Origin of the sequence: Pseudoalteromonas sp. P1-8 (assembly GCF_001399985.1) — a bacterium.
Lineage (GTDB): Bacteria > Pseudomonadota > Gammaproteobacteria > Enterobacterales > Alteromonadaceae > Pseudoalteromonas.
In genome coordinates, this window is record NZ_LJSO01000001.1 from 443289 (window position 1) to 466775 (window position 23487).

Sequence of the window (23487 nt, forward strand, 5' to 3'; positions counted from 1 at the left end):
CAGCCACTTTAAGTGGCTGTTTTTGTTTGTATTAAAAGTTTTAGTTACTAGCGATTTTTTATTATTTTTATAAAGACAGGTAAAGCCAACAGTGTGCCGCCAATTGCGCCAATAAAGTGGGCATCAATGGCAACATTAGAGGCGATTAGCTGACTCACCGATTCACTCGGGCCTGCTATTTGCTCCCAAATCACTTTAGCCCAAGTACCAGCAAACAATAACCAGCCTGAAAACATGCCTGCTTGTACATCTTTAACTGCACCCCAAATGATCACACCGTGCAGTAGGGCACTTAACCCGGTGTAAATTTGGATATCTGGGCAAAATAGCCACACACCTAAGCCACACCATAATGCTAGAATGGCAATATTAAACGCATAGCGAGCAGGGCTTGTATGTTCAGCGTGTAGCGCCCAAATTAATAAAATTCCGGCACAATTTAAGCCTAAATGGGGCCAATTTGCGTGTACAAATTGACTAGTGAAAATGCGCCAAAATTCACCATTTGCAACTAACTCACGGTTAAATTCGAGATATTCATTTAAGTTAAAAGTAGCAAATAAGGAACTTAGTATTACTAAACACAATGGCGGCAGAATATATTCTAGTTTCAGGGGCAGGTTTATCATGTTATTTTTGTTGTATCTGAGATTGTCGCCTATTGTGCACGTTTAATTTTAAGATGCCAAATACACTACGGGATTAAGTTTATTTATGTTATTCAAAACCAAAGCGCTGTTAGCTCTGTCCACCTCATTAATTTATTCAACGGCTATTTTTGCAACCCCTGCAAAAATTGAAACTCGCGAACCTGAAGCTGCTACAGGCTTTGCTCATAAACAGGTTGTTGAAGGCGATAAATACATGGTCGCAGCAGCAAACCCTTATGCAGTAAAAGCTGGGCAAAAAATGCTTGAGCTAGGCGGCTCCGCAGTTGATGCAGCCATTGCAACGCAATTAGTACTGACACTGGTAGAACCGCAATCATCGGGCATCGGTGGTGGTACATTTATGATGTACTTCGACAGCAAAACCAAAAGCCTAACAAGCTTTGATGGCCGCGAAACGGCTCCAAGCAATGCTGATGAAACACTATTTTTAGATAAGCACGGTAAAGCCGTAAAATGGATTGAAGCCGTTGTAGGTGGTCGTTCTGTTGGTGTTCCAGGTATTTTAGACGCTTTTGCCACAGCCCATAAACGTTACGGTAAGTTAGAATGGCAAACCTTGTTTGGCCCTGCCATTGAATTGGCTGATAAAGGCTTTATTGTTTCGCCGCGTTTACATCAATTATTGGCTAAAGAATTAAACCCTGGGGTTACTAAGCTACCTGTTATTCGTGACTACTTTTTCCCTGATGGTAAACCACTCGCTGTAGGTACCGTTAAAAAGAACCCTGAACTTGCTGCGCTTTATAAAGATATAGCGAAACAAGGCATTGATGCTTTCTATAAAGGTGAAAACGCCAAAGAGCTTGTGCATGCAGTGCAAAACTCAGCAGTTGCACCGGGTACTTTAACGGTTGAAGACTTAGCTAATTACAAAAGTAAAGAGCGTGCACCTGTGTGTGTTGATTATCGCCAATACGAAGTGTGCTCAATGGCACCTCCAAGTAGTGGTGGTGTAGCTGTATTACAGATTTTAGCCTTACTTGAACATAAAGACATGGCAAAACTCAAACCAAACTCTGTTCAAGCATTGCATTACTTTACCCAAGCATCGCGTTTAGCGTTTGCTGATCGCAACGTGTATATGGGTGACCCTGACTTTATGCCAATCCCAACACAAGGATTACTCGATAAAGACTACCTTGCAGGTCGTGCAAAGCTTATTTCTGAAAAAGATGCTCACGCAGAAGCAGGCACACCGCCTAACTCACTTGCGTACGCGCAAGATGATGCATACGAGTTACCATCAACCACCCATGTATCGATTGTTGATAGCCAAGGTAATGCGGTTTCGATGACCAGCTCTATCGAAATGGCGTTTGGTTCAACAGTAATGGTGAACGGGTATATTTTAAACAATCAACTAACAGACTTTGCTTTATCGCCTACCAAAAATGGTAAGCCATTAGCTAATCGCGTTGAAGCGGGTAAACGCCCGCGTAGTTCAATGTCGCCAGTCATGGTGTTTAACAAAGACGGCAGCTTACGTTTAGTGGTTGGCTCACCAGGTGGTAGCCGTATCATTGATTATGTAGCTCAAGTGGTTGTAGGTGTGCTTGATTGGAACCTAGATGCGCAAACAGCTATTAACTTACCGCGCATTACTAATCGCAATAATTACACAAGCCTAGAAAAGGGCACTGAACTTGCCAATGCTGAAGCTGAATTTGTTAACCGCGGACACACAGTTCGTATCCTAGATTTAAACTCTGGTTTACATGCTGTTGAAGTTAAAGACGGTAAACTTTATGGCGCAGCCGATCCACGCCGCGAAGGCATCGCTTTAAGTGATAAAAGCCACTAAAAACAAGCTCAGCAGCCTTAAAGCTGCTGAGTTTTCATGTATACTATCTGCTATGCTATTTAGAGCATAAAATTCATTTTCTTCAATGGTCTGACAAGGTGAATTGTCATTGCAATTTCGCCTTCAAGAGTAATAATGTCAGGTCATAATTATGACGCATCAAAGCTTGGAAATATGACTACAAATACCGATCCAAATTATCTTTATATTCCTTATTCAGGCCCAGGTCTGATCGAAACGCCACTATTAAATAAAGGCAGTGCTTTTTCACAAAAAGAAAGGGAAAATTTCAACTTAGCCGGTTTACTGCCACCGCGTTATGAAACGATCGAAGAACAAGTTGAGCGTTGTTACCAACAGTATTCAAGCTTTAGCGATAATTTAAACAAGCACATTTACCTACGTGCTATTCAAGATAACAACGAAACACTTTACTACCGTTTAGTGCGTGATCATCTTGAAGAAATGATGCCAATTATCTACACACCAACGGTAGGTGATGCCTGTGAAAAATTCTCAGACATCTACCGCAGTGCCCGTGGTCTATTTATCTCTTATGAAGATCGTTTCCAAATTGATGATATTTTACGTAACGCTACTAAAGGCAAAGTAAAAGTTATCGTTGTGACTGACGGTGAGCGTATTCTTGGTCTAGGTGACCAAGGTATTGGTGGTATGGGTATTCCAATTGGTAAATTATCACTTTACACAGCATGTGGTGGTATTAGCCCAGCATATACGTTACCAGTAATGATTGATGTTGGTACAAACAACGAAAAACTACTTAACGACCCTATGTACATGGGTGCGCGTCATAAACGTATTTCTCAAGAAGAGTATGACGAATTCTTAGATCTATTCATTAAAGCCGTTAAACGTCGTTGGCCAAGTGTGTTACTTCAGTTCGAAGACTTTGCACAACCAAATGCAATGCCATTACTAAAACGCTACCGCGATGAAATCTGTAGCTTTAACGATGACATTCAAGGTACTGCTGCGGTAACTGTAGGTTCTTTACTTGCTGCATGTCGTGTTAAAGGTGCGAAGCTTTCTGAGCAAAAAGTGGTATTTGTAGGTGCAGGCTCTGCTGGCTGTGGTATTGCTGAGCAAATTATCAGTACCATGGTTGCTGAAGGCATTAGCGATGAACAAGCGCGTTCTCAAATCTTCATGGTTGACCGTTTTGGTCTACTTACTGAAGGTATGGAAGGCTTACGTGACTTCCAACAAGCACTTTGCCAATCTAAAGAAGGCTTAAGCGAGTGGACTTACAGTGGTGAGTACGCATCGTTATTAGATGTAATGCACTGTGCACAACCAGACATCCTAATTGGTGTATCTGGCCAACCTGGTTTATTCACAGAACAAGTTATTCGTGCAATGCACGCATCTTGCCCACAACCGATTATTTTCCCGTTAAGTAATCCGTCTAAGCAAGTTGAAGCGCTTCCTTCTGATGTAATCGAATGGACAGACGGCCAAGCGATTGTTGCCTCTGGTAGCCCATTTGATCCGGTTGAGTATAACGGCCAAACGTTCCCAATCCCACAATGTAACAACAGCTACATTTTCCCGGGTATTGGTTTAGGTGTTATTGCTGCTAAAGCAACACGTATCACAGATGCAATGCTAATTGTATCAAGTGAAACACTGGCTGAGTCTTCACCACGTGCAAACTCTGGTAAAGGCAGCTTATTACCAACATTAACTGAAATCCAATCGTTAAGTAAACGTATTGCATTTGCAGTAGCGAAAAAAGCGATGGAAGAAGGTGTTGCACTTGAGCTGAGCGATGAAGCACTATGGGCAGCAATCGAGAAAAACTACTGGCTTCCAGAGTACCGTAACTACAAGCGTCGTAGTATCTAAGCTATAACGCATTTAGTAATTGAAAAAACAGGCTTTTAACGCCTGTTTTTTTATATCTGGATAACAGGGGTTGTTCATATTGAATTAACCCTTTAAGGTGATAATGAACGGAGTTTTAAATTAAGGAACAGTATTATGCGTAAGTTAGTTTTTACCGCTATGGCCGCCGCGCTAAGTTTTAATGCGTTAGCAGAAGCAACACCTGATGCGCCACATATTTATATTCAAGGTAACGCAACGGTTAAAGCAATCCCAGATAACGTTAAACTGACAGTAGGTATTGTTGAAGTAGATAAAGATTTAATTGCCGCTAAAAACAAAGCCGATGCAACCATGGCGAAAGCAATTAAGCTTGCTAAAAGCCAAGGTGTAGAAGAAAAGGGCATTTATGCCTCTAATATCTCAATTCATCGTCAAACAGAATATAACCGCGAAACAGGTAAGCAAAACTTTGTAGGCTACAGAGTAACGCGTAGCTTGTCTGTTACTTTAACTGATATTAAAAAATACCCGATTATGCTTCAGCAACTAGTGAACTCGGGTATTAATGAGATTAATCAAACTCAGTTTGTATCAAGCAAGTACGAAGAGCTTCAAAAGAAAGCGCAAAAACTTGCTATTAAAGATGCCCGTGCTGCTGCTAAAGAATTTGCCAGTGATTATGGGGTTGAACTTAAAGGCCTTTATACTGCATCAAGTAGCCCACTCGATACAGGTAGCCAACCTTATATGCGTGCCAGTAAAATGGTTATGGCAGAAGCAGCACCAGATAACTATGTACCTGATGCATACAATGGTGGTGAGCTTACGATTACCGCAAGCAGCTATGCGGTATATCTAATCGAAAACTAAATTCAGTTATTTTTTGCTGGCAAACCTTGCCAGCAATTTTTCACCCTGTTGCTCTGAAATACGGGCAATCGCTTTTAGCATATTAGTAATTTGTTCACGGTCGTACTCATTACTAATATGCGTATCTACATCTTCAATAATCGCCCCTAAGTAAACAAATAGACTATCAGTTGCTTTTTCGTTATCAGATGCCCTAAACAATATGTTTTTAAACGCCTCTAATACATTCACCATTACATAGGCATCATTTTTTGCGTAGTTACGAATTGGCGTAAAGTTATCATGCAGTAATTCATCGAATGACGTTTCGTGTATAAATAAGTGCGGTTGATTGTTCTCGCATCGTTTAAGCGAGTAGTTCACATCGTAAATGTCTAAACGCAATATGAGCAATATACTCAACATATCAATGGCTTTTACCGCAGTACCGGGATCGTTAATACCCGGGCTCATAGCTTTTACAGCGATTTCTGAAATTTGCGTCATACCGTAGCGGTAATGATCGCTAATATATTCTTCGATATAAAAGATAAAGCAGTCTAGTAATTGCTCTACTAGCTCAGGTTTGTCAGATAAGTCAGTATCACACTTTAAAAACGGATAACCTTTAACCGTAAAGAAACCTTGCTTAACCGAAATATAAATTTTTATACCGTGCTGTTGGCACAAGGCGCACAATTTGTCGGTATGAGCGCCCTTAAAGTAGCCTTCTGTTTTACTCTTAACACTATGCCAGTCATCAAACTCAGGAAAATGTTCAACAGGGTTTTCTTGTTGCATGTCAATTATGCATTTAAGCTCGCTTTTGGTATTTTTAAACAAGTCGTTTAGTACATTATCGACCTGAATGGCTTTTGAAATTGAGTGAATAAAAAACACAAAAAAGCCCAGCGAAATTAAACCAAACACCAAAGAAAAGAAGATACCGAGCGATGGGATCCCCATGTCGCCATCACCAATGGTACGTATGTTTATCAGCATTAAAATGGTGTAGATAATACTGCCAAGATAAAACCCTAGCACTAATTGGTGTGACTTACGGGTAATAAGCCCAGGTAACACACGGGGTGAAAGGCTGGCACTGGCACTATTAAGCACCACCATAACCATAGAAAAGCTAAAAACGGTTAATGAGATAATACTGCCTGCAAGTGTGCTGAGGATGGTTCGGGCGTTCTCTTCGCTATCGACCAGTAACACGCCAATCAGCTTTTTAAATTCCATTGATAAAGACGAATACTCGACTGCTGTGGTAACTAATCCAAATACTAAAAACACCACAGAGAGCATTGAAGGGTAAAAACCGATACTACTGATCATCTCGCGGTAGTTATCGGCGATTTTTCTTGGCGTAAACATGCACTTCCTTAAGAACTGTTAGACATTAAATATCATACTGAGCTAACCTAACTACTTACTTAACAGCCTAGCAATAAACAGTGCTAAGCGTCTAACTTTAAATAAAAATTGGAAAAACTGTGATTGTTTCAACGTTTGCTGCCATTTTGGCCATTTTATACATTCAACTTAGCTTTCGTGTAATTAAACTGCGTAAAGCAAAACGCATTTCACTTGGCGATGGTGGCGATGCTAGCTTACAAGCGGCAATACGCGCTCATGCTAATTTTATTGAATATGTGCCATTTTCCTTGATTATGCTATTTTTATTAGAGTACCAAGGTCTTCCAAGCCATTATTGCTATATTTTAGGGGCAATGCTCTTGGCTGGCCGTTTTTGTCATAGTTATGCACTCGCTGATAATCTGATGAAATTACGTGTATTAGGGATGATGCTAACTTTCTTAACTATGTTGATCAGTGCAGTGATGTTATTAGTTACACAGGTGTTCTAATATGCAAAAAGTTGTTTTCACACTATCTCTTCTGCTTTTATCAAGTATCAGTATGGCTAATGTGAAAACAATCAATGCTAAAAAAAACATTAACGCTCCTCCTGAAACTCTTAGGGTGATTTACCCTAAGACGATGCCAAACCTTAATGAAGAAACACTTTATCCGCTCATACTCCTCCGTACCGCTCTTGAAAGAAGTGGTTATAAATTTACTCTCGATCCTGCATCTGAGCTGTTAGGTCAAAACCGAGTTCTTAAAGAAATAGAGACAGGGTCAGGCATAAACGTAAACTGGAGTATGACTAATATTGATCGTGAAAATAGGTTGTTACCACTTAGAACCCCCATTTTCAAAGGGCTTTTTGGTTGGCGGTTAATGTTCACAACACAGAAACAATTACCTTATCTTAGCCAAGTAAAAACCTTAGAAGATTTAAAGAATATTATTTTTATACAAGGTGAGGACTGGCCAGATACCTTTATTTTAAGGGATAACGATTTGACCGTCGCTACCGCACAAGATTTTGAGTCACTGTTTGTTATGCTTGATAAAGGTAGAGGGCAGTTATTTCCACGTTCTTTGCTTGAAATAGAGAGTGAAAAAAATTTTTATGAGAAAAAAATTGACCTAGTTGTATTACCGCAACTAATGCTGAAATATCAAAGCCCAATTTATTTCTTTTTTAATAAAGATAATCCTGAAATTGCAAAAGCAGTGAATGAGGGTTTAAAAGTTATGCGTAAAAGTGGTGAGTTTGACGAGCTATTTTTTAAATATAATGGTGATTTCATTAAAAATGCCCATCTTCATGACAAAATTATTATAGAATTAAAGAATAACCAATTACCTAAGTTAACTCCTGTAGATGATAAGTCTCTGTGGTTATCACTTGATCAGGTGCCATGAGCTCTAAAATATTTATAATCGGTTTACCACGAACCGGCACAACCAGTATCTGTAACAGCTTTTTACAACTCGGATATAAAACCGCCCACACAGCCTATACCCAGCAAGCAATTACAACCGCAGACGTTATTGCCGATACTCCGGTATTTAGCGAATACGCCTTACTTGATAAACATTTTGCAAATAGCCGTTTTATCAACCTTGAGCGCAATTTAACTAAATGGCTGCCTTCGATTAGGCAGTTATTAGCACGTATGCACACTAATTTAATGCGCCCAGACGGTGGCTTTAATATCCATTTAAAGCGCTGCTACCTCGATGTATTTGGCCATTACAGCTTGGCAGAATTAGAATCTGATGAATACTTAACAGCGTGTTATAACCGCCACCAACAACAAGTGGCAAACTATTTCAAAGGGCGTGAACAGCAGTTATTAACACTCGATGTAGCTGATCCAAACAGCTCGCAATTACTTCAGCAGTTTTTAAACACTCAGCAGCCAATTAACTTTAAACAGCTTAATATAGGCGGTAAGGTCACAGCGTGGAATGATATAAAACACCCCGATAAAGTATCATCGACCCGAAGTGGTAAAATTGATAAATCTCTTGGTTATAATCACACGTAAAATACGTTAAAATCGCCGCCATTATAAGTTTAGTTGTTCCTTATCATGTTTGAATTGAAATACCACACGCCATTTGAATGGACAGAAGGTGTCTTAGCTGACTTCGATACCTTTTTACAAGATCATGCTGCAGCAGAGAAAAAAGCCTCTGGTATGGCTATGTCTATGCTTTCTCATTATCCTGACCGTCGTAAGCTTGTTAGAGCCATGACAGACTTAGCACTGGAAGAAATGATTCACTTTAAGCAAGTTTTAAAGCTATTAATGGAACGTGATGTATCTCTTGGCAATGACCAAAAAGATCCTTACATCAAACAAATTCGTGCGGTATTTAGAAATGGTCGTGATGAATTTTTAATGGACCGTTTATTAGTAGCAGGCGTTATTGAAGCACGCGGACACGAGCGCTTTTCGCTTGTAGCAGAAGCCTTACCAGCAGGCAAAGAAAAAGAGTTTTATGTCGCGATTGCTAAATCAGAAGAAAAACATAAAAACTTATTCGTTGAACTTGCCTACGAGTATTTCGATAAGCAAGATGTTGATACACGCCTTGAAGAGATCCTCATCGCAGAAGCCGAAATCTGTAAAAATATTCCGTTTACAGCAGCGCTTCACTAGTGTGATGCTTGTGTATTAGGCCTTTTAGCCTAATACACAAATTAATGTTTTATCCCAAAGCAGTAAATTAGGGACTAAAAACAATAATTAAGTCTCCAGAAAATAGTTTTGGCAATCCTAATTGATTAAATAAACAGCATACATTCATCTTTCTCTCCTATAGTTAAATTAGTACCTAACTGTGAGGAATAGAGCATGAAATGGATGATGACTCTTACGACGCTGTCGTTAATAGGGATTGTAATTACCGGTAATTCAATTTACACCGAAGTTAAAATCTTTCGTTCCAACGATAAGCCAACCGAAATAACCGCTAGTATGTATCGCTCGCTTATTTGGCATAGCGATATTTATAAAGACGATCAGTTTTTAAATACCGCGCAAAGCTACTTCAGCGATGGCAAAATTGATACGCGTGAATACAGTAAACTTACGAGTTTAGCGAGCAAAATTGCCGGCCCTATCATCTACATTCAAGAAACCGATGAGCAACTGTGGCATGCAAGGTTAACCTACAAAAAATACCTTGAAGAGAAAACGGTCGAACGGCTGGCAAGTTTACATTGATGAAAACTACTTGATCAGCGTGCTAAGCTCAACAATGGTGGGCTTACCGCTTAGATAATTGGTATCAAGATGGTAACTATTACCAAGCCAATAGGGCTTTTGGGTGGTGTTATGGCCATGCACAGAAAAGTCGATACTTGGATTTATTACCGGCTTTTTCGCTTTGGTTAAGCTTCTATCCCAAAGCAATGAGCCAATCGCTTGTTGTTTGTCGGTTGTAGGGTTTTGCCAATCCCAATCAGCACAGATGGTATGTGATAAACCAATTTTTAATGCACCGTATTCAACATAGTAAGAAAGCGGGCATTTAAGTAGCTGCTTACAGGCAAATGCGAGCTCTTCATCGCTTGCTTCTAGGTGCCAACGGCCGCCGTTCTCAACCCATAAACGGTAGTAACCTTTATCCTTTGCAAGTAATGATTCCAGTAGCATGTGTTCGTGGTTACCTAAACACATGTTTACACCCAACTCTTTAAAACGTCTTAATAAAGCAATGCTGTTATCACCTCGGTCAATCACATCGCCCAATGAAAACAAGATATCTTCGCTTGGGTTAAAATTAACAGAGCAGAGCGCCTGTTCAAATTTAGTTAAATCTGCATCTAAATCGCCAATAACAAATACACGTTTACTTTCATTAATTTGCATCTTAACTTGAATTGGGTTTTGCGAGGCAAGAGGGCTTTTAACTAAATTCAAAATACATTCCTTTAAGCAGTATGTAGCTTAAGACTATCATAACTCATTGCCATTTGAGCACTGGGTGGTTATTATCTAGCCTCACTTTTTAGGAGTTACCGCCAACATGAACAACTAAACCTGTTATCCAATTTCATTTTTATCTTTTTGGACCAACAGGGTTAGTAGGCGTTGCTCACTATCACCTTAATTATGTTACTTCTCGTGTGATCAAGCGCTTATGCCCCTGTAATACAGGAGGCACAATGCCACAACTTCAAGCTTTTAATTTATGTTACCAACATCGCAATGGCGATGTTGTATTTAACGACCTTTCATTTTCACTCACTGCTAAGGTCACCGCGCTAATCGGCATAAATGGCTGTGGTAAATCTATATTAGCGTCAATACTTGCTAAGCAAAAAGAGCCTAGCTCTGGTACGGTTATTTGTAATTCAGCCCTTGGCTTTTATGAGCAAATGAACGATGTGAATCTGGTTGATAACCTAACAATTGTAGAGGCTATTGGGCTAGAGCCTGTGTTTAAAGCCCTTCATGCGATAAACCAAGGGCAAGTTACAGAGCAAAATTTATCTTTACTTGAAGGCAATTGGGATTTAGAAGAGCGCTTTAATGCAGAACTTGTAAGGCTTGGCATAAACAACAAAACCCCTAACTCCTTAAGCAAACATTTAAGTGGTGGCCAGCTTAGCCAATTAAAGCTTTGGGCACTATTTACCTGCATAAAGCCCGACATTTTAATACTGGATGAGCCATCAAACCACCTAGATACAAAAGGTAAAAGCTGGCTTATAAAGCAAATACACAACTTTAAAGGCCAATTATTACTAATAAGTCACGACCAAGAATTATTAGAACATGCCTATGAAGTTTGGGAGCTAACAACCCTTGGTTTAACACAATATGGTACATGTTTTTCTGAGTACCAAACACAAAAACAGCAGCAAGTTGCTGCCCTTGAAAATAAATTAAACCACGTTGTTAAGCAGCAAAGTAAGCTCAAGGCAGCAGAGCAACTACAAAAGCAAAAAGCACAAAAACGAGCAGGTCAGGGCGCAGCCCTCAGAAAATCAGGCAGCCAACCTAAAGTGCTGATTGATGCTAAAAAAGATAAAGCCAGCGCCAATTTATCATCACAAAGTAAAAATACCGCTAAGCGAGAAGGTGAACTCACTCGTAATAAACAAGAGCTTTCTAGCCAGCTTGAACAAACTAAAGCGCAGCAATTTTACTTAGCGCAATCAGGTGATGCTAAGCACCAAAAAGTACTTAGCCTGGAGAACGTTGTATTAGCACACGGAACACAAAAGCCGCTAAATTTACAGGTTTTCAGTGATGATAAAATTCATGTAGCGGGTGCTAATGGCACTGGTAAATCAACCTTACTTAAAACTCTGACATACGACATACCACTAAAAGCAGGGCAGTTACATTGCAATCAAGCACTCTATTATTTAGACCAACATTTTACATTAATAAACAACAAGCTAACCCTGCTTGAAAACGTGATGACTTACTGTAATAACCTTAATGAGAGCACCGCACGAACTCTACTTGCCAGTATTGGTTTTAAAAAAGACGCTGTTTTTAAACACGCCGCAGTTTTAAGTGGTGGCGAAAAAATGAAGCTCGCCATGTGTATCGTCAGTAATATTGAAAGCACCGCATTTTTGTTACTCGATGAGCCCGATAATCATCTCGACCTAGAATCAAAACAGCTCTTGGCTCAGTCATTACAGGGCTTTAAAGGTGGGTTTATACTCGTAAGCCATGATAAATATTTTGTAGAAAGTATCGGCTGTAATAGGCAAATTGGTCTATAAAATAGTCATTTATAAATAAGCGTGCTAGGGTGGTTGTAGGTACATTACAAGGAATGACTATGAATTTTACAGCCGCCTACCGCATTTTCACTGCTTTATTCATGCTGATTCTAACGATAGGTTTAGGCATGACGCTGAATGATTTTACCTCGTTGATATACGTGTTCGTGCCGTTATTACTGATTCTAGGCAGTTCATTTATGCCGTTTTTTAAACAGAGAAAACTACGATTAATGCTGTTTGCTGCCCCAATCGTTATTCTTTACGGCTTTGGCTTTTATCCTTGGCTTACAAATTATCAAGAAGTCGCCGCTTCATCATCTACCTCAACCCTCGATTTTATCATCATCCCAGTGTGGGCTACCTTATATGGTGCTGGTTTTGTTGTGCTGCATGAAATTGGGTTAGGGGTAACTAGGGCAATTAATAGGGGAAGGTGAAAGAGTTTTAGCACTAGTTTCTTATGGTTGTACTACTAAGGCTTTGCTTATAATTTATATTACATATTAAAAGGAGAGGGCGAAAAGCCCTTTTTTATTAGCTAGTTATAATCTAATATTGTTGTCAATATGTCTTTAAAATAAAAGCTTTTAGAAATATGAGAAAAGAACAAGTAGATATTTTAAACAAGAACTTCAAAAAGTCTGACAAAATACATAAAGATCATGAAGATAGGATTACTCATATTGAAAATGACCTTCAAAGGTCTGCAACTAGAGATGCAATAGCACAAAATTACAGTCAAGCTTCGACATATGCAAATGTAATTATTATTGCAGGGTATGTAGCTTTTTTTAATTTATGGCATGTCCTGATAGGGAAAAGTGAAGACTGGATAGTTGTTTCGTCAGGGATTTCAGCGATTATCTCTTTAACCGCTTTCGTCACATTTGAAGTATTTAAAATATTTTCAAGTACGAATTTTCTTATAGAATCAGATAAAGTTGTGAAGGATAGAAAAAGAAGTTTAGATGAAATTGCCAAAATGAATGAAATAAGGAAACTAGCTACAATTAAATATTGGAAAATACAAATATATACAACAATAATTTTTGGAGCTATCGGTACGATTCTAGTTTTAGCTGGCTACATACAGGGTTTATTTGAAATCTTATTTTAAAAAAGGGCTAGTAGCCCCTTTTAAAATTTAATAATAATTTTCTTCATAAATTTCTTGTTCGTCACTTGTCCATCCAGTTTCTTTAAGCAATTCATACCTCAAAGAGTGGTATGAGTTTCTTGCTCTAATATGAACTTCTAGGCCATTTGGTTTTATTTTATGAACTACACTTTGAATCATATAAAAAGAATTACTTGATCGATTACCATCAAGTTCAATATCAATAATCTCACCTACACGTGGAACGTAATCACTATCGATGACATATGGTCTATCTATACAAGTAGAACCATTTTTACCTAATAATTGAATACTTAATATTGGCATTTTAACTAACTTCCTGTTTTTTGTGATAATTCACCAATAATATCTAGCAATTTATCTTGAAGGTCAAATAAATATTTATCATGACTTGATGTCTGCTTTTTTAAGCTTTGATACATCTACTCTGATTTTTTAGCAGACCATTTATAACGGTGGACAAGTTGCACATCTGATGGTTTAACCTTTCCCCAAGGTGTAAGTAATAGATTATCCTCCCTAGAAATTCTACATTCCGACCACGGGCCAGTAAGAGGCATATACCCTCGGTACATAATTTTGACCAGTTTTTCGATCGGCTTATTTGCTCTGTTAGCAAGGGGTAGGGCATGACCGTCGAGGTAAACTAAATAGACTTACTTTTCATTGTTATGTAAATTAGTTGTACGATCGCCACCGTTTCCAAAGTGAAAACTGACATTACTCCGATAAAGCGCGTAATTGAAAACACGGTGAAGAAATAACTAAACTACAGGATAAATATTGCTATCAGAGACATGTTCAAAGTTAGTATGAGAAACCTAATGCCTAGCTTAAATTAAGTGGATAAACAGATAGTTTGAGTAGACTTTGATTTAGAAATAACATTAAGTTAAATTGACAGTTAAGTATAAGGAAGAACAGAACAAAGGATAGTTTTGAATAAATTCATAATTTTTCTCTTTTTATTGCTCCTCGTTATTATCTCTTTTGGTGCCTCAGCAAACGCAGGACTACCTATGATTATGCTTGCAGTGCCTGTGTATTCGATCTCTTTGTTACCAATAATTGCTATTGAAGCAATATACCTTCAAAAGAGTTTAGATTTAACCAAAGGACTATCGGTAAAAACAGCATTTGTTTCAAACTTAGTATCTACAATTGTTGGGGTTCCTTTAACTTGGGTTATTCTTGTTTTAATACAAATGCTGACGGGTGGTGGCGCAGCGTATGGCATAGATACATTTGTCGGCAAAATGTTAGCAGTAACGTGGCAAGCACCTTGGTTAATCCCTTATGAATCTGACTTACATTGGATGATTTTATTTGCGGGCTTATTCCTACTTATTCCATTTTATTTTGTGTCATGGTGGTCTGAATTTTTAGTTTCAAAGAAAATGCTTGCAGATACCGGACTCAATAAAAATGACATTAAGACTAAAGTTAGGAATGCAAACCTAATCACATATAGTTTGTTAGCGTTTTGGCCAATTGGCTGGTACGTAGTTGGCTACGTATTAATGTAACTGGGAATTTTTGAAAGTCTAAAATTAATAAATCATTTTTATATTCAGAAATTGTAAATTCTTACAGAGAAGTTGATCACTCATTTTGATTAAGTCATTACCAATGATATTCAGCGTCTAACTTACTTAAATCAAATCAATTTGAATTTGTAGGGCATCTAAGTGGCTTTTGTTTTTAACGAACAGTAAATCATAGTCAATGAACTTAAAGCCATTACGGTTACAGGCAGTGAAAAAGTTGCTTTTATATTTTTGGGAAGCCGTACAAGAAAGGCATTTCAAATCTAGGTTTGTAAAAAGTCATCGTTGTAGTCTTATTGGAATGAAGTAAGTTTGGTGAAAACTTACAAAGTAAAAATGAGAACTGCATAGAAAGCTATAAATTTGTGAAAACCCAAATTAAGCAAAAAAAGGGGTTAAAAAAACCTTAAAATCTAACGACTGATCGTCGCCATTTAGATTGAGAATCTCAGGCTAATTGTTTTGTTCTATTTCAATAAGTTGGCATTTTCGGATGATACGAATCCTGACACATAAATTGAGATTTATTTTGCGAAGGAGCAAACAGCTTAATATCAAATCAGGTTTAAATTTAGATCTGATTCATATCTTCAGAACGTTAACTTACCAGTCAAAACGAGATTCTCAATCAGAAACCTACTTTTTGCAAATAAAAACATATTCAACATTAACTAGGAGCTAGTGTAGGAAATATTGTTCATACGAGATTCAATAAAATTGGCAGCCTGTTACATGCCAAATTCTACCTGAAGGCTTGCTTACGCAATGGTCTTTCGTTGTTCTTAAAATTATTTTCTTAAACTGAATTTCTATATCTAAAAAGAAAAGTCTTTAAGAGTGGTCTCGCAAAGAAAATGAAATTCTGTATTTTGATGCTTAGTACGAGCAAACGGTCTAAAAGGTGAAATTCATAAAAGTGGAAATATACACTATACTATCAATATTTAGTCACAATAGCGTAAATTATCACTATTATGCGACTCGATAGAATGAGTAATGCTGCTATCTTGGAAATGATAGGTAAGCGATTCTTACTGGCGCGTCTCAATGAAGGGATAGATCAACGGGAGTTGGCAGATAAAGCTGGCGTAAATGTCACAACTATTCAGAATTTAGAGAGCGGTAAACGTAGCGTTGGAATGATCAAAGTGTTAGCTGTTATGCGTGCCTTAGACAAGTTACATGAAATAGATAACTTTATGCCGGAGCCGCCAATTAAGTCAGCCTCTTTGCTTACAACAAGAAATATAAAACGAAAGCGTGTCTCAAAACCCAAATGTGAAAAAGAGCCTTCTACGGGTTTCGTGTGGAGTAAAACGATTTAAAAAAGCTAACTGGATTAGACTTTGTCTTACAGTAAGCTGAATAAGTCTTAACTCGATCTGTCAGATTCGAATAATAGAACTCAGATCAAATCTGACAGTCACATATGTGCCAGAAGCTGTCATTCGTAACGCCCGCATCAAAAATGACCTCAAACGCCTCCTTAAGCGGCAAAATTTGTTTGCTAAAATGTTGAACGAAGTGAAAACTGAAAACTGTTTTTGTCCATTTGAAGGTCTTGTTAGCAGTTTTTATGTAAAGATATTATTTACGATATTGATCATATTTTTTTTATCATCAGATAAAAAGAAATAGCCACTTAATTCTTTAGAGATGTCTATAAGTTCACTATCAAGCTTGTTAAAGCTTTTATCTAGCTCTATCAGTCTATTTATTGTATTGCTTACTTCATTAGACTCTTTTACTTTTACAGTAAAGTCATGAAACTTTCCACGTTTAATATACTTACCAGTTGTAAAGTAATCTGGAGTTTCTGGTTCCATTCTCAAAAGAGCTAATCGTTCTAACTGCTCTAACATTCTACTATAAGACTCAATACGCTCTTCAAAAGGTAACTTCATCACTTCGACTAAAGAAGTACCTAGAAATGGATACAGTTCTTTTTCTCTTAAATAAGCAGGGGATCTAAGACTTTTCGATATAGTATTTTCGAAAAACCATTTAAAAAAGGATTCAACTATAAATAAATTTTGTGCGTAGCTTTCATGATTTTTTTCAATTTTAGTCTGAACCATTGAATGTTTTTTTTGTAGTTCATCTAGGTTTTTAATCTTTGACTCAAGTTCAGTCTTTTCATTAATTGATTTAATATCAAATAATGCTGAAGCAAATTTATCTGAAAGTAAGTAGTCTTTATTTTCATTAGCCTTAATGCTTAATGTATTTAACATTTTCAATGCTTCTTCAATGTTACCGTCATTGATTAGCTGAATAATATTATTTTGATTACACATAATAATTTAGTTTCGCCCCCCAGTGCTGATGAAACTGCTAACGCCGCGTTAAGGTGTGAGCAACGCTACCACGAAACATAACTATACCACCGTAAACACAAAACCCAACGATGAAATAAACAATGCCAAGCGTTAGGAATCACTCTTAAATACTTTGTTAACTGGTTGTTTGTGCTGAATATTCCTGATTATATTCGACAGACCCTATTACCACCTTGGCGATAGCGCCATTTGGTTTAAAGTAGTCCGTTAGATCTAATCCGGCAATATCAGTTGAATATACGATGTCTACACTATAATTGCCTACTGTATAGAAGAGATGGACATATTTCATACCTCCACCTTCTAACGTGAATACTTGAAGATCAGACAAAGCACAATAACTACTAGACTTACCGTTATTGCTGCGACGAATTTTTATATACAAGTCGGAACAGGAAGATTGAGTACGAATGCTGTTTGCAAGATTGGATAAATCTAACTCAAGTTTTGCATCTAGGACTGCACACCCAAAAATTTTACAGAAAAACAAGTGCACGTTAAGCACATTCTCTTCAATGTCTCCTTCAAAAACATTGATTAAGTCTATTTCTTTACCAACTTCAATCACATTGTCTGCGAGGTATGAAGATAAAATATTCCAAGAGTAATCATGGGGCTGTGTCAAAGACCCATTACAAGTAGCACAGATACTTTTCTCAAACTTCAAAGCTTCTGCTTTTAAGCTGCCAATAGGTCTCTTTTTAATGCCACTAACACGATGATATATTGGACTCTTTTGATTTACTGTACCAGAGACTGCACGCTGTAAATCCGTTTTTTTTATCTTGTGCTCACCGCTATCAGCTTGAGCACCACAAATCCAACAATCTGACATTTTCTACGTTTACTAAAACCAGTTAACAATTTAATATCGACCCATTGGATCGTTTTTCTACCGAGTCGCGGGTCATTTTTATCATTACACCAGTTCTATCACACTAACTAACTTGTTGCTACAGTAAAATTTTAATCATTATAGAAATAATGAAAAGGATAAAACGAGCAAATGGGTCGTTTTCCTGAATATAGGAGAAATACATAGCAAATGGACATAAAATCAGTGCTGAAAAATAGTTTTCTAATGTACGTTGTTTGCTCATTACAGTCTGTCAGATGAGATCTAAACCTATTCATCGAAACTGCAAGATCAGATTTGAGCTACTACAAGTAAGCATTTTAAATAACATCTAGAGAAGCTTCGATCTTAAATTTTACTGTTCATCTCCTCTCATGCAATAGTGCTTTTTTTCACTATTAATGACATAAATTCGACACTACAGTGGAAAAAGCACTATTATGATTGGATATTTAATTTGCAATTGAGATGTTTAAAGCACGAATTTCATTTCCATTTTTTGAGTTTTTCTCGTCAAACTGGAATTTAATCATTGAGCCTGTGTTTACACTCTTCCAATCTTCAGGGTTGGTAAATTCACTTTTATGAACAAAAAACTTAGTTTTATTGTAATTCGCAAAACCATACCCTTGGCTTTTAAAGCATTTAACAAGCTTTCCTTCTACGCCTTCTGTTTTCATTTTAAGTGTGAAATAAAAACGATCATTGGTCTCTTGGGTGATTTGGAAGATATCGTCACAGCTTTTAATTAGCTTTTTGAGACTAGCAACTTTATAGTTCCGATGGTCAAAAGAAGGGTCTATTCGTTTGATTGCAGTTCCAAAATTACCTAGATAAGCTTCTCCATCCATCTCGGCACGATGATATGCTTTAATCAGTAGAGCTTCTAAATCAAGTTCATTACCATTTTCGACTGTATCATCACGGTCAATGTTATTTATATCAACAAAGTTCTCACATGCTCTGATTAATCTTTTTGGAGATTTTTCTTCACCAATAACCATGCTGTAAATACCGTACTCTCTAATACGCTGGGCTAAACTTGCAAAACCACCGTCACTGGTAACTAAACATACAGAATTAATACGTTTGTTGTTATTAATTAACTCTATTGCGTCCATAATTAACGCATGGTCAGCATCATCTTTTTTAGTATAGTGAAATTGTTGTTTAGGTCGAGAAGCTGTCAATTCTAGAACATCTTCCCATGATTTATTACATCCGTTTGTCCAATCAGCATACACCCACTTTAGAGCAACTGAACCATGCTTTTCAACTTCTGAAAGCACTCTAGTAAATGTGTTAGATTTAAAATTTTCAGCATCGACTAGAACTGCAAATACTTTTTCCATAATACACCCTGTTTATTCCTTATATGATTTAGTAAATCTAAAAAATTATCTTATTTCAATACCTTCCAGTAATGAAATACTGGAAGGTATCTATACTCATTTATTCTTCGTCATCATAATCGTCCCCATGATATTCGTCATGGTTTGGGTTTAGTTGGTTGGCATGATTATCTAGACTATCCCAATAAGCATCGTTATTTGGATTCATGCTATCACTACGGTCGTCATTCGGTGTTCTACTCATTTTTTGTCTCCTTGTTGTTGATGTCGCATACCTTTATTACCATGAATTTTTAAGTACTGTTTTTTACAACTTCAATACCTTTGTTGGCTTTTTCATATTTGAACTATAGTCTTGTGGTTTCATATCATCCTCCTATATTGTTTCCACAACTAAATTGTGTCTTAATATAAAAATGAAAAAAGGGACATTTCAATGAAATATGATTCACGAACAATATAATCTTGGTTTTATTTTTAATCAGTTACCAAACCTTTTAGCAAAAGGAATGAACTGTTTCACCTCAGAGTCTGATTTACTTGTCAAACTTGCAAGAGAACTTAGGCAAGATCATTCTATTACTCACGATAAAAGTATCTTTAGGAAAATCAGAAATTCAGAAGCTAATGATGAGTTAACAAATGAATTAGTTGAATTTTTAGACTTTAATGGAAAGATGATACCTACGACACCAATTAAAGAAATAGATTTCAAGACCGTTGGCGCGTGGTTTCTAGTTGATTCTATGGTTAATGGTTTTAAAGCTAACAGGCAATATAGAAGCGAAACGCGCAACAATTACTTTGATTTTATCCATGCTCATTGTGAATTAGAACAAACACTTATAAGTGAGCTATTACATCATAAAGATGTAACTCAAATAAATAGTAACTTACAGAATTGGCTTCTTACTAAGATTACGTTTCCAGAACCTTCTGTCGAAGAACGTGCTAGTTACGTTTCCAACTTGACTATGTATGTTTGCGCTCTAATTGAACTCGGATTAGAAGCTCTGAGTGAGACTGATGTGAATAGCATACTAAATAAAGTATTACCTCGTCATGAAATAACAAAACAGGGTCTATTGATACATTCTTCAGAAATACTTCTAGAAAAGATAAAAGCAGCTTGGGCAAAAGATTACTATGGGAAAGAAAAAATCTCTTGGGAACAACTTTATCGAGATATATTAACTGCTCAAGCAAAAGATGAAGCCTTAATCAATAAATACCCAAAATATGCAGAAATTGATGTCATTGACCCAGATACTAAAGCAATCAAAAAGAGGTTCCAAAGATGGCGAGCTGGCGATTTATTCACTTTAGAAGATTTCAGAGTTTACCTTGCAATACTTAGGTTACCATACAAAGATTCTAAACAGAACTTAGGCTTGGAATGCTATTTTTTAGTAAATATTTTTACTTATGTACAATCAGATTTGATTAAAAACGGTATTCACCCAAGAGACATTGCTGATTTGTTTAGTCGGTATCCTGAATATAAAGATCTAGTAAATAGCAGGTTTAACGAATTTAAACTATCAGGTGTGCTAACTCCCTAGTTTTTAATACTGAATTTACTAAAGTAACTACATTGAAAGGCATTGAATTGAATAAAAATAAGCACTGCGAACAGTGACGCTGATTTGCTATTAAAACCGTAATACCGCGTTTTAGTTGATGCTAAATCCATAACGAAAGTGGCTAAGGGGGAGGGCAAGACACTCGATTCAAATTAAATCGACTTACTTTTCACTGTTATTAAGGGTAACAGACATTCCTTAGATAAAAGTCTCATTTCAATCAATTTATCAATGCATATCTTAAATAATCGTTAGGCTAGCTTTCTGATGTTTCTTGGGAAGTTCTAGGTAAAGTTGTATGTTAATTGGCACAGTCAAAATGTATTGTGTAATTCTAATTATCACAATTCAAATTAAAAAGTTCAGACATTAAACCTTTGATTTTGTGTGTACTTCACAAGTAATAGCAAACTATTTTTAGCCGTTTAACTACGGCGTTTGCATGAATACGGAGCCTATCGTGAGTGCAGAAAGAAAAGTTGCAATCAAACAATTATTAAAAGGCATCGAAACTGGCGATCCTGAATCAGTTTTGGTGATAAACCCTCAAAAATATATCCAACACAATCCGCAGACCCATGAAGGTTCTGAAGGTTTGGCTGCGCTATTCAAACGCTTATCTAAACCTCACCGCGTGTGAATATAGTGCGCATATTTTCAGATGGTGATTTTGTATTTGGCCACACGGAATATGAATTCAGTACGTCTAGTGTTGGCTTTGAAGTATTTCGATTTGAAGGAAATCAGTCTGTAGAGCACTGGGATAATATTCAACCTCGCAAAGGCCCAAATCTATCGAAGCGGTCTATGGTTGATGGAGCAGCAGAAATCAATGATCTACACAAAACTGAAGAAAATCGAAAATTGATATCTGAGTTTGTTGATTCCATTTTAATCCGTCGTCAACTACATGATTTGCCAAGTTTTGTATCAGAGCAGTACATAGAGCATAACTTTGAACTAGCAGATGGTTTGAATTCACTTTGCGAACATTTAAAAACCCAGAGTTCTGAAGGAATGCTCGCAATAAGATATGAAAAGATGCATCGGGTTTTAGCTGAAGGAAATTTCGTTATGTCAGTTTGTGAAGGAACTCGATGGGGCGCTCATACATCATTTTATGATCTGTATCGAATTGACGAAGGTGTAATTGTTGAGCACTGGGATACTGTAGAAAAGATACCCCCAGCTAGTGAGTGGAAAAATGACAATGGTAAGTTTTGAGCTAATGTCGTTAGCATGTGCCTGAAACTACGAAAATTAAATATGAAGGAAAGAAGTAATGATTAAATTTGTAATGTGTTTAACACGTCGTGCTGATCTGACGAGAGAAGAATTTAAAGATTATTGGCAATATAAACATGGTCCATTTTTTATGGTTAACAACGGAATAATGAACACAAAAAGATATGTGCAGAGCTATACATTAAATACACCGCTTAATGAGGGTCTAAAGGAGTCAAGAGGTATGCTTCAAGAATATGATGGTATTGCTGAAGCATGGTTTGAATCAGAAGAGTCATTGCTAGAAGCGTTAAGCTCTCCTGAAGGAATAAAACTTGGTGCAGAGTTAATTGAAGATGAAAACAACTTTATTGATCACTCAAAATCAACAGCTTTCATTGTTGAAGAATGTGAGTTTAAAGTTTAACAATCTCGTTTTGTGGAGCCAGTTAAGTTGGCCCAAATTTCATAGCTTGTGAGCTAAAGTTTTAAAAATGTAAGTGAAGGATAGTAGCGCTTTAAATGCGTTTTTAATTGTCGTTAATTTTTAATGAAAGGTCATTTTAGTGAAGGTAAAAACCTTAAAATCTAACGACCAATGAACCTGCTTATAAAGATAAATATGCTATTTAACATAATATAAATCGTAAGTGTAGCAGTCACTTACAGCCCGCGAGGGACGGGCATTTTTGACAAATTGACACGACAAATGATCGGAGTTGATTTTCATGTTACGCAACACTTTTACGCCAAATTTTCGCTGCATCATCGTTACCCTTTCTTTCCGCCTTAAAAGCCTCTAAAAGTGCCATAGTTTCAAGGGGTTCTGGGTGTTCACCGACTAAAAGTAACTTTAACGCAGTAAGGTTCTGAAATTCGCCTTTCTCGTTTCTAACGTTACTAATGACTTGTTTTGATATGCCAGTAAGTTTGCTAACCATATAGTCAGATTCAATATCCGCAACGGTTTTAAACCATTCCAGCAGTTCAAGTGAAGTTCTTATTTTCATACGTTTTGTGTCCGTTTTGGCGTGTCGGTTAATTTGATTATAGTCGGTAGTTCTCGTACTTTCACTGGTTCTTGCCCTTTGACTAAGTAAAAGCATTTTGACTATTATCTCCACCGAAGCAGTCGCCCGACTGTGGAAGGTGTTTA

At 37.2% G+C, this 23487-nt stretch carries 26 protein-coding genes; 17 read left to right on the plus strand and 9 right to left on the minus strand.

All coding sequences use genetic code 11. From position 1 onward, the window contains the following. Positions 1 to 47: 47 nt before the first annotated feature. Positions 48 to 629, minus strand: a complete 582-nt coding sequence (gene rrtA / locus AN213_RS01980; RefSeq protein ID WP_055197073.1) for a rhombosortase — start codon at positions 627 to 629, stop codon at positions 48 to 50. Positions 630 to 714: 85 nt separating this feature from the next. On the opposite strand from rrtA, the gene ggt reads away from it, so the two are divergent. From ggt to AN213_RS01995, 3 genes are all read left to right on the plus strand, one after another. After that, the gene (ggt, locus tag AN213_RS01985) at positions 715 to 2472 is read left to right on the plus strand and encodes a gamma-glutamyltransferase (RefSeq protein WP_054561462.1); all 1758 of its coding nucleotides are present in this window, start codon (positions 715 to 717) and stop codon (positions 2470 to 2472) included. Between the two features lie 174 nt (positions 2473 to 2646). Beyond that, on the plus strand, positions 2647 to 4341 hold the full coding sequence (locus tag AN213_RS01990; protein WP_055197446.1) for an NAD-dependent malic enzyme: 1695 nt from the start codon (positions 2647 to 2649) through the stop codon (positions 4339 to 4341). 135 nt (positions 4342 to 4476) lie between these two features. Continuing rightward, a complete protein-coding gene (locus AN213_RS01995) occupies positions 4477 to 5193 on the plus strand; it encodes an SIMPL domain-containing protein (RefSeq protein WP_054561463.1) in 717 nt (238 codons plus the stop codon). A 6-nt stretch (positions 5194 to 5199) separates the two neighbouring features. On the opposite strand, the gene AN213_RS02000 is transcribed toward AN213_RS01995, so the two are convergent. After that, entirely contained in the window at positions 5200 to 6552 is a 1353-nt protein-coding gene (locus AN213_RS02000) for a DUF2254 domain-containing protein (protein ID WP_054561464.1), read from the minus strand. A 119-nt stretch (positions 6553 to 6671) separates the two neighbouring features. Here AN213_RS02000 and AN213_RS02005 point away from each other — a divergent pair, with 119 nt between their 5' ends. The 5 genes from AN213_RS02005 (at position 6672) to AN213_RS02025 (ending at position 9767) form a co-directional block, all read left to right on the plus strand. Then, positions 6672 to 7046 carry an MAPEG family protein gene (locus AN213_RS02005; protein WP_054561465.1) on the plus strand — a complete coding sequence of 125 codons (375 nt, stop codon included), beginning with the start codon at positions 6672 to 6674 and terminating at the stop codon, positions 7044 to 7046. Between the two features lies 1 nt (position 7047). Next, a complete protein-coding gene (locus AN213_RS02010; protein WP_055197075.1) occupies positions 7048 to 7953 on the plus strand; it encodes an ABC transporter substrate-binding protein in 906 nt (301 codons plus the stop codon). Beyond that, positions 7950 to 8582 (plus strand): sulfotransferase, encoded by a 633-nt coding sequence (locus AN213_RS02015; RefSeq protein ID WP_054561467.1) that lies wholly within the window; start codon positions 7950 to 7952, stop codon positions 8580 to 8582. Before AN213_RS02010 ends, AN213_RS02015 begins: the two co-directional genes overlap by 4 nt. Positions 8583 to 8627: 45 nt before the next feature. After that, complete coding sequence (locus tag AN213_RS02020; protein WP_054561468.1) at positions 8628 to 9200, plus strand: tRNA-(ms[2]io[6]A)-hydroxylase; 573 nt, start codon at positions 8628 to 8630, stop codon at positions 9198 to 9200. Between the two features lie 195 nt (positions 9201 to 9395). Further along, positions 9396 to 9767 (plus strand): hypothetical protein, encoded by a 372-nt coding sequence (locus tag AN213_RS02025; protein WP_055197077.1) that lies wholly within the window; start codon positions 9396 to 9398, stop codon positions 9765 to 9767. A gap of 6 nt (positions 9768 to 9773) precedes the next feature. Here AN213_RS02025 and AN213_RS02030 read toward each other — a convergent pair whose 3' ends face one another. After that, a complete protein-coding gene (locus AN213_RS02030) occupies positions 9774 to 10466 on the minus strand; it encodes a metallophosphoesterase (protein ID WP_236702876.1) in 693 nt (230 codons plus the stop codon). A 245-nt stretch (positions 10467 to 10711) separates the two neighbouring features. On the opposite strand from AN213_RS02030, the gene AN213_RS02035 reads away from it, so the two are divergent. The 3 genes from AN213_RS02035 (at position 10712) to AN213_RS02045 (ending at position 13409) form a co-directional block, all read left to right on the plus strand. After that, positions 10712 to 12289 (plus strand): ATP-binding cassette domain-containing protein, encoded by a 1578-nt coding sequence (locus AN213_RS02035; RefSeq protein WP_055197080.1) that lies wholly within the window; start codon positions 10712 to 10714, stop codon positions 12287 to 12289. Positions 12290 to 12348: 59 nt separating this feature from the next. Next, positions 12349 to 12729, plus strand: a complete 381-nt coding sequence (locus AN213_RS02040; RefSeq protein WP_055197081.1) for a hypothetical protein — start codon at positions 12349 to 12351, stop codon at positions 12727 to 12729. 158 nt (positions 12730 to 12887) lie between these two features. Next, entirely contained in the window at positions 12888 to 13409 is a 522-nt protein-coding gene (locus AN213_RS02045; protein ID WP_055197084.1) for a hypothetical protein, read from the plus strand. 27 nt (positions 13410 to 13436) lie between these two features. Here the strand turns inward: AN213_RS02045 and AN213_RS02050 are convergent, their stop codons facing one another. After that, on the minus strand, positions 13437 to 13736 hold the full coding sequence (locus tag AN213_RS02050; RefSeq protein WP_055197086.1) for a hypothetical protein: 300 nt from the start codon (positions 13734 to 13736) through the stop codon (positions 13437 to 13439). Positions 13737 to 14449: 713 nt separating this feature from the next. Here AN213_RS02050 and AN213_RS02055 point away from each other — a divergent pair. Both AN213_RS02055 and AN213_RS02060 read left to right on the plus strand, forming a co-directional pair. Further along, the gene (locus AN213_RS02055; protein WP_201779627.1) at positions 14450 to 14956 is read left to right on the plus strand and encodes a hypothetical protein; all 507 of its coding nucleotides are present in this window, start codon (positions 14450 to 14452) and stop codon (positions 14954 to 14956) included. A 1010-nt stretch (positions 14957 to 15966) separates the two neighbouring features. After that, on the plus strand, positions 15967 to 16302 hold the full coding sequence (locus tag AN213_RS02060; protein ID WP_055197091.1) for a helix-turn-helix domain-containing protein: 336 nt from the start codon (positions 15967 to 15969) through the stop codon (positions 16300 to 16302). A 249-nt stretch (positions 16303 to 16551) separates the two neighbouring features. Here the strand turns inward: AN213_RS02060 and AN213_RS02065 are convergent, their stop codons facing one another. The 4 genes from AN213_RS02065 to AN213_RS20240 all read right to left on the minus strand — a co-directional run bounded on the left by AN213_RS02065 (position 16552) and on the right by AN213_RS20240 (position 19768). Then, positions 16552 to 17211, minus strand: coding sequence for a hypothetical protein (locus AN213_RS02065; protein ID WP_160318712.1), 660 nt, complete (start codon positions 17209 to 17211; stop codon positions 16552 to 16554). 220 nt (positions 17212 to 17431) lie between these two features. Continuing rightward, the gene (locus AN213_RS02070) at positions 17432 to 18151 is read right to left on the minus strand and encodes a hypothetical protein (protein ID WP_055197095.1); all 720 of its coding nucleotides are present in this window, start codon (positions 18149 to 18151) and stop codon (positions 17432 to 17434) included. Positions 18152 to 18624: 473 nt separating this feature from the next. Beyond that, complete coding sequence (locus tag AN213_RS02075; protein WP_055197097.1) at positions 18625 to 19524, minus strand: NYN domain-containing protein; 900 nt, start codon at positions 19522 to 19524, stop codon at positions 18625 to 18627. A gap of 100 nt (positions 19525 to 19624) precedes the next feature. Then, entirely contained in the window at positions 19625 to 19768 is a 144-nt protein-coding gene (locus tag AN213_RS20240; RefSeq protein ID WP_173637069.1) for a hypothetical protein, read from the minus strand. A 199-nt stretch (positions 19769 to 19967) separates the two neighbouring features. Here AN213_RS20240 and AN213_RS02080 point away from each other — a divergent pair, with 199 nt between their 5' ends. From AN213_RS02080 to AN213_RS02090, 4 genes are all read left to right on the plus strand, one after another. Next, positions 19968 to 21086: a hypothetical protein gene (locus tag AN213_RS02080; protein WP_055197099.1), complete on the plus strand. Its 1119-nt coding sequence runs from the start codon at positions 19968 to 19970 to the stop codon at positions 21084 to 21086. 481 nt (positions 21087 to 21567) lie between these two features. After that, positions 21568 to 21747, plus strand: coding sequence for a hypothetical protein (locus AN213_RS20315; RefSeq protein WP_236702877.1), 180 nt, complete (start codon positions 21568 to 21570; stop codon positions 21745 to 21747). Between the two features lie 5 nt (positions 21748 to 21752). Beyond that, positions 21753 to 22331 (plus strand): hypothetical protein, encoded by a 579-nt coding sequence (locus AN213_RS02085; RefSeq protein ID WP_236702878.1) that lies wholly within the window; start codon positions 21753 to 21755, stop codon positions 22329 to 22331. Between the two features lie 58 nt (positions 22332 to 22389). Further along, a complete protein-coding gene (locus tag AN213_RS02090) occupies positions 22390 to 22758 on the plus strand; it encodes an EthD domain-containing protein (protein WP_055197101.1) in 369 nt (122 codons plus the stop codon). 304 nt (positions 22759 to 23062) lie between these two features. On the opposite strand, the gene AN213_RS02095 is transcribed toward AN213_RS02090, so the two are convergent. Then, a complete protein-coding gene (locus tag AN213_RS02095; RefSeq protein WP_055197451.1) occupies positions 23063 to 23341 on the minus strand; it encodes a hypothetical protein in 279 nt (92 codons plus the stop codon). Positions 23342 to 23487 lie beyond the last annotated feature (146 nt).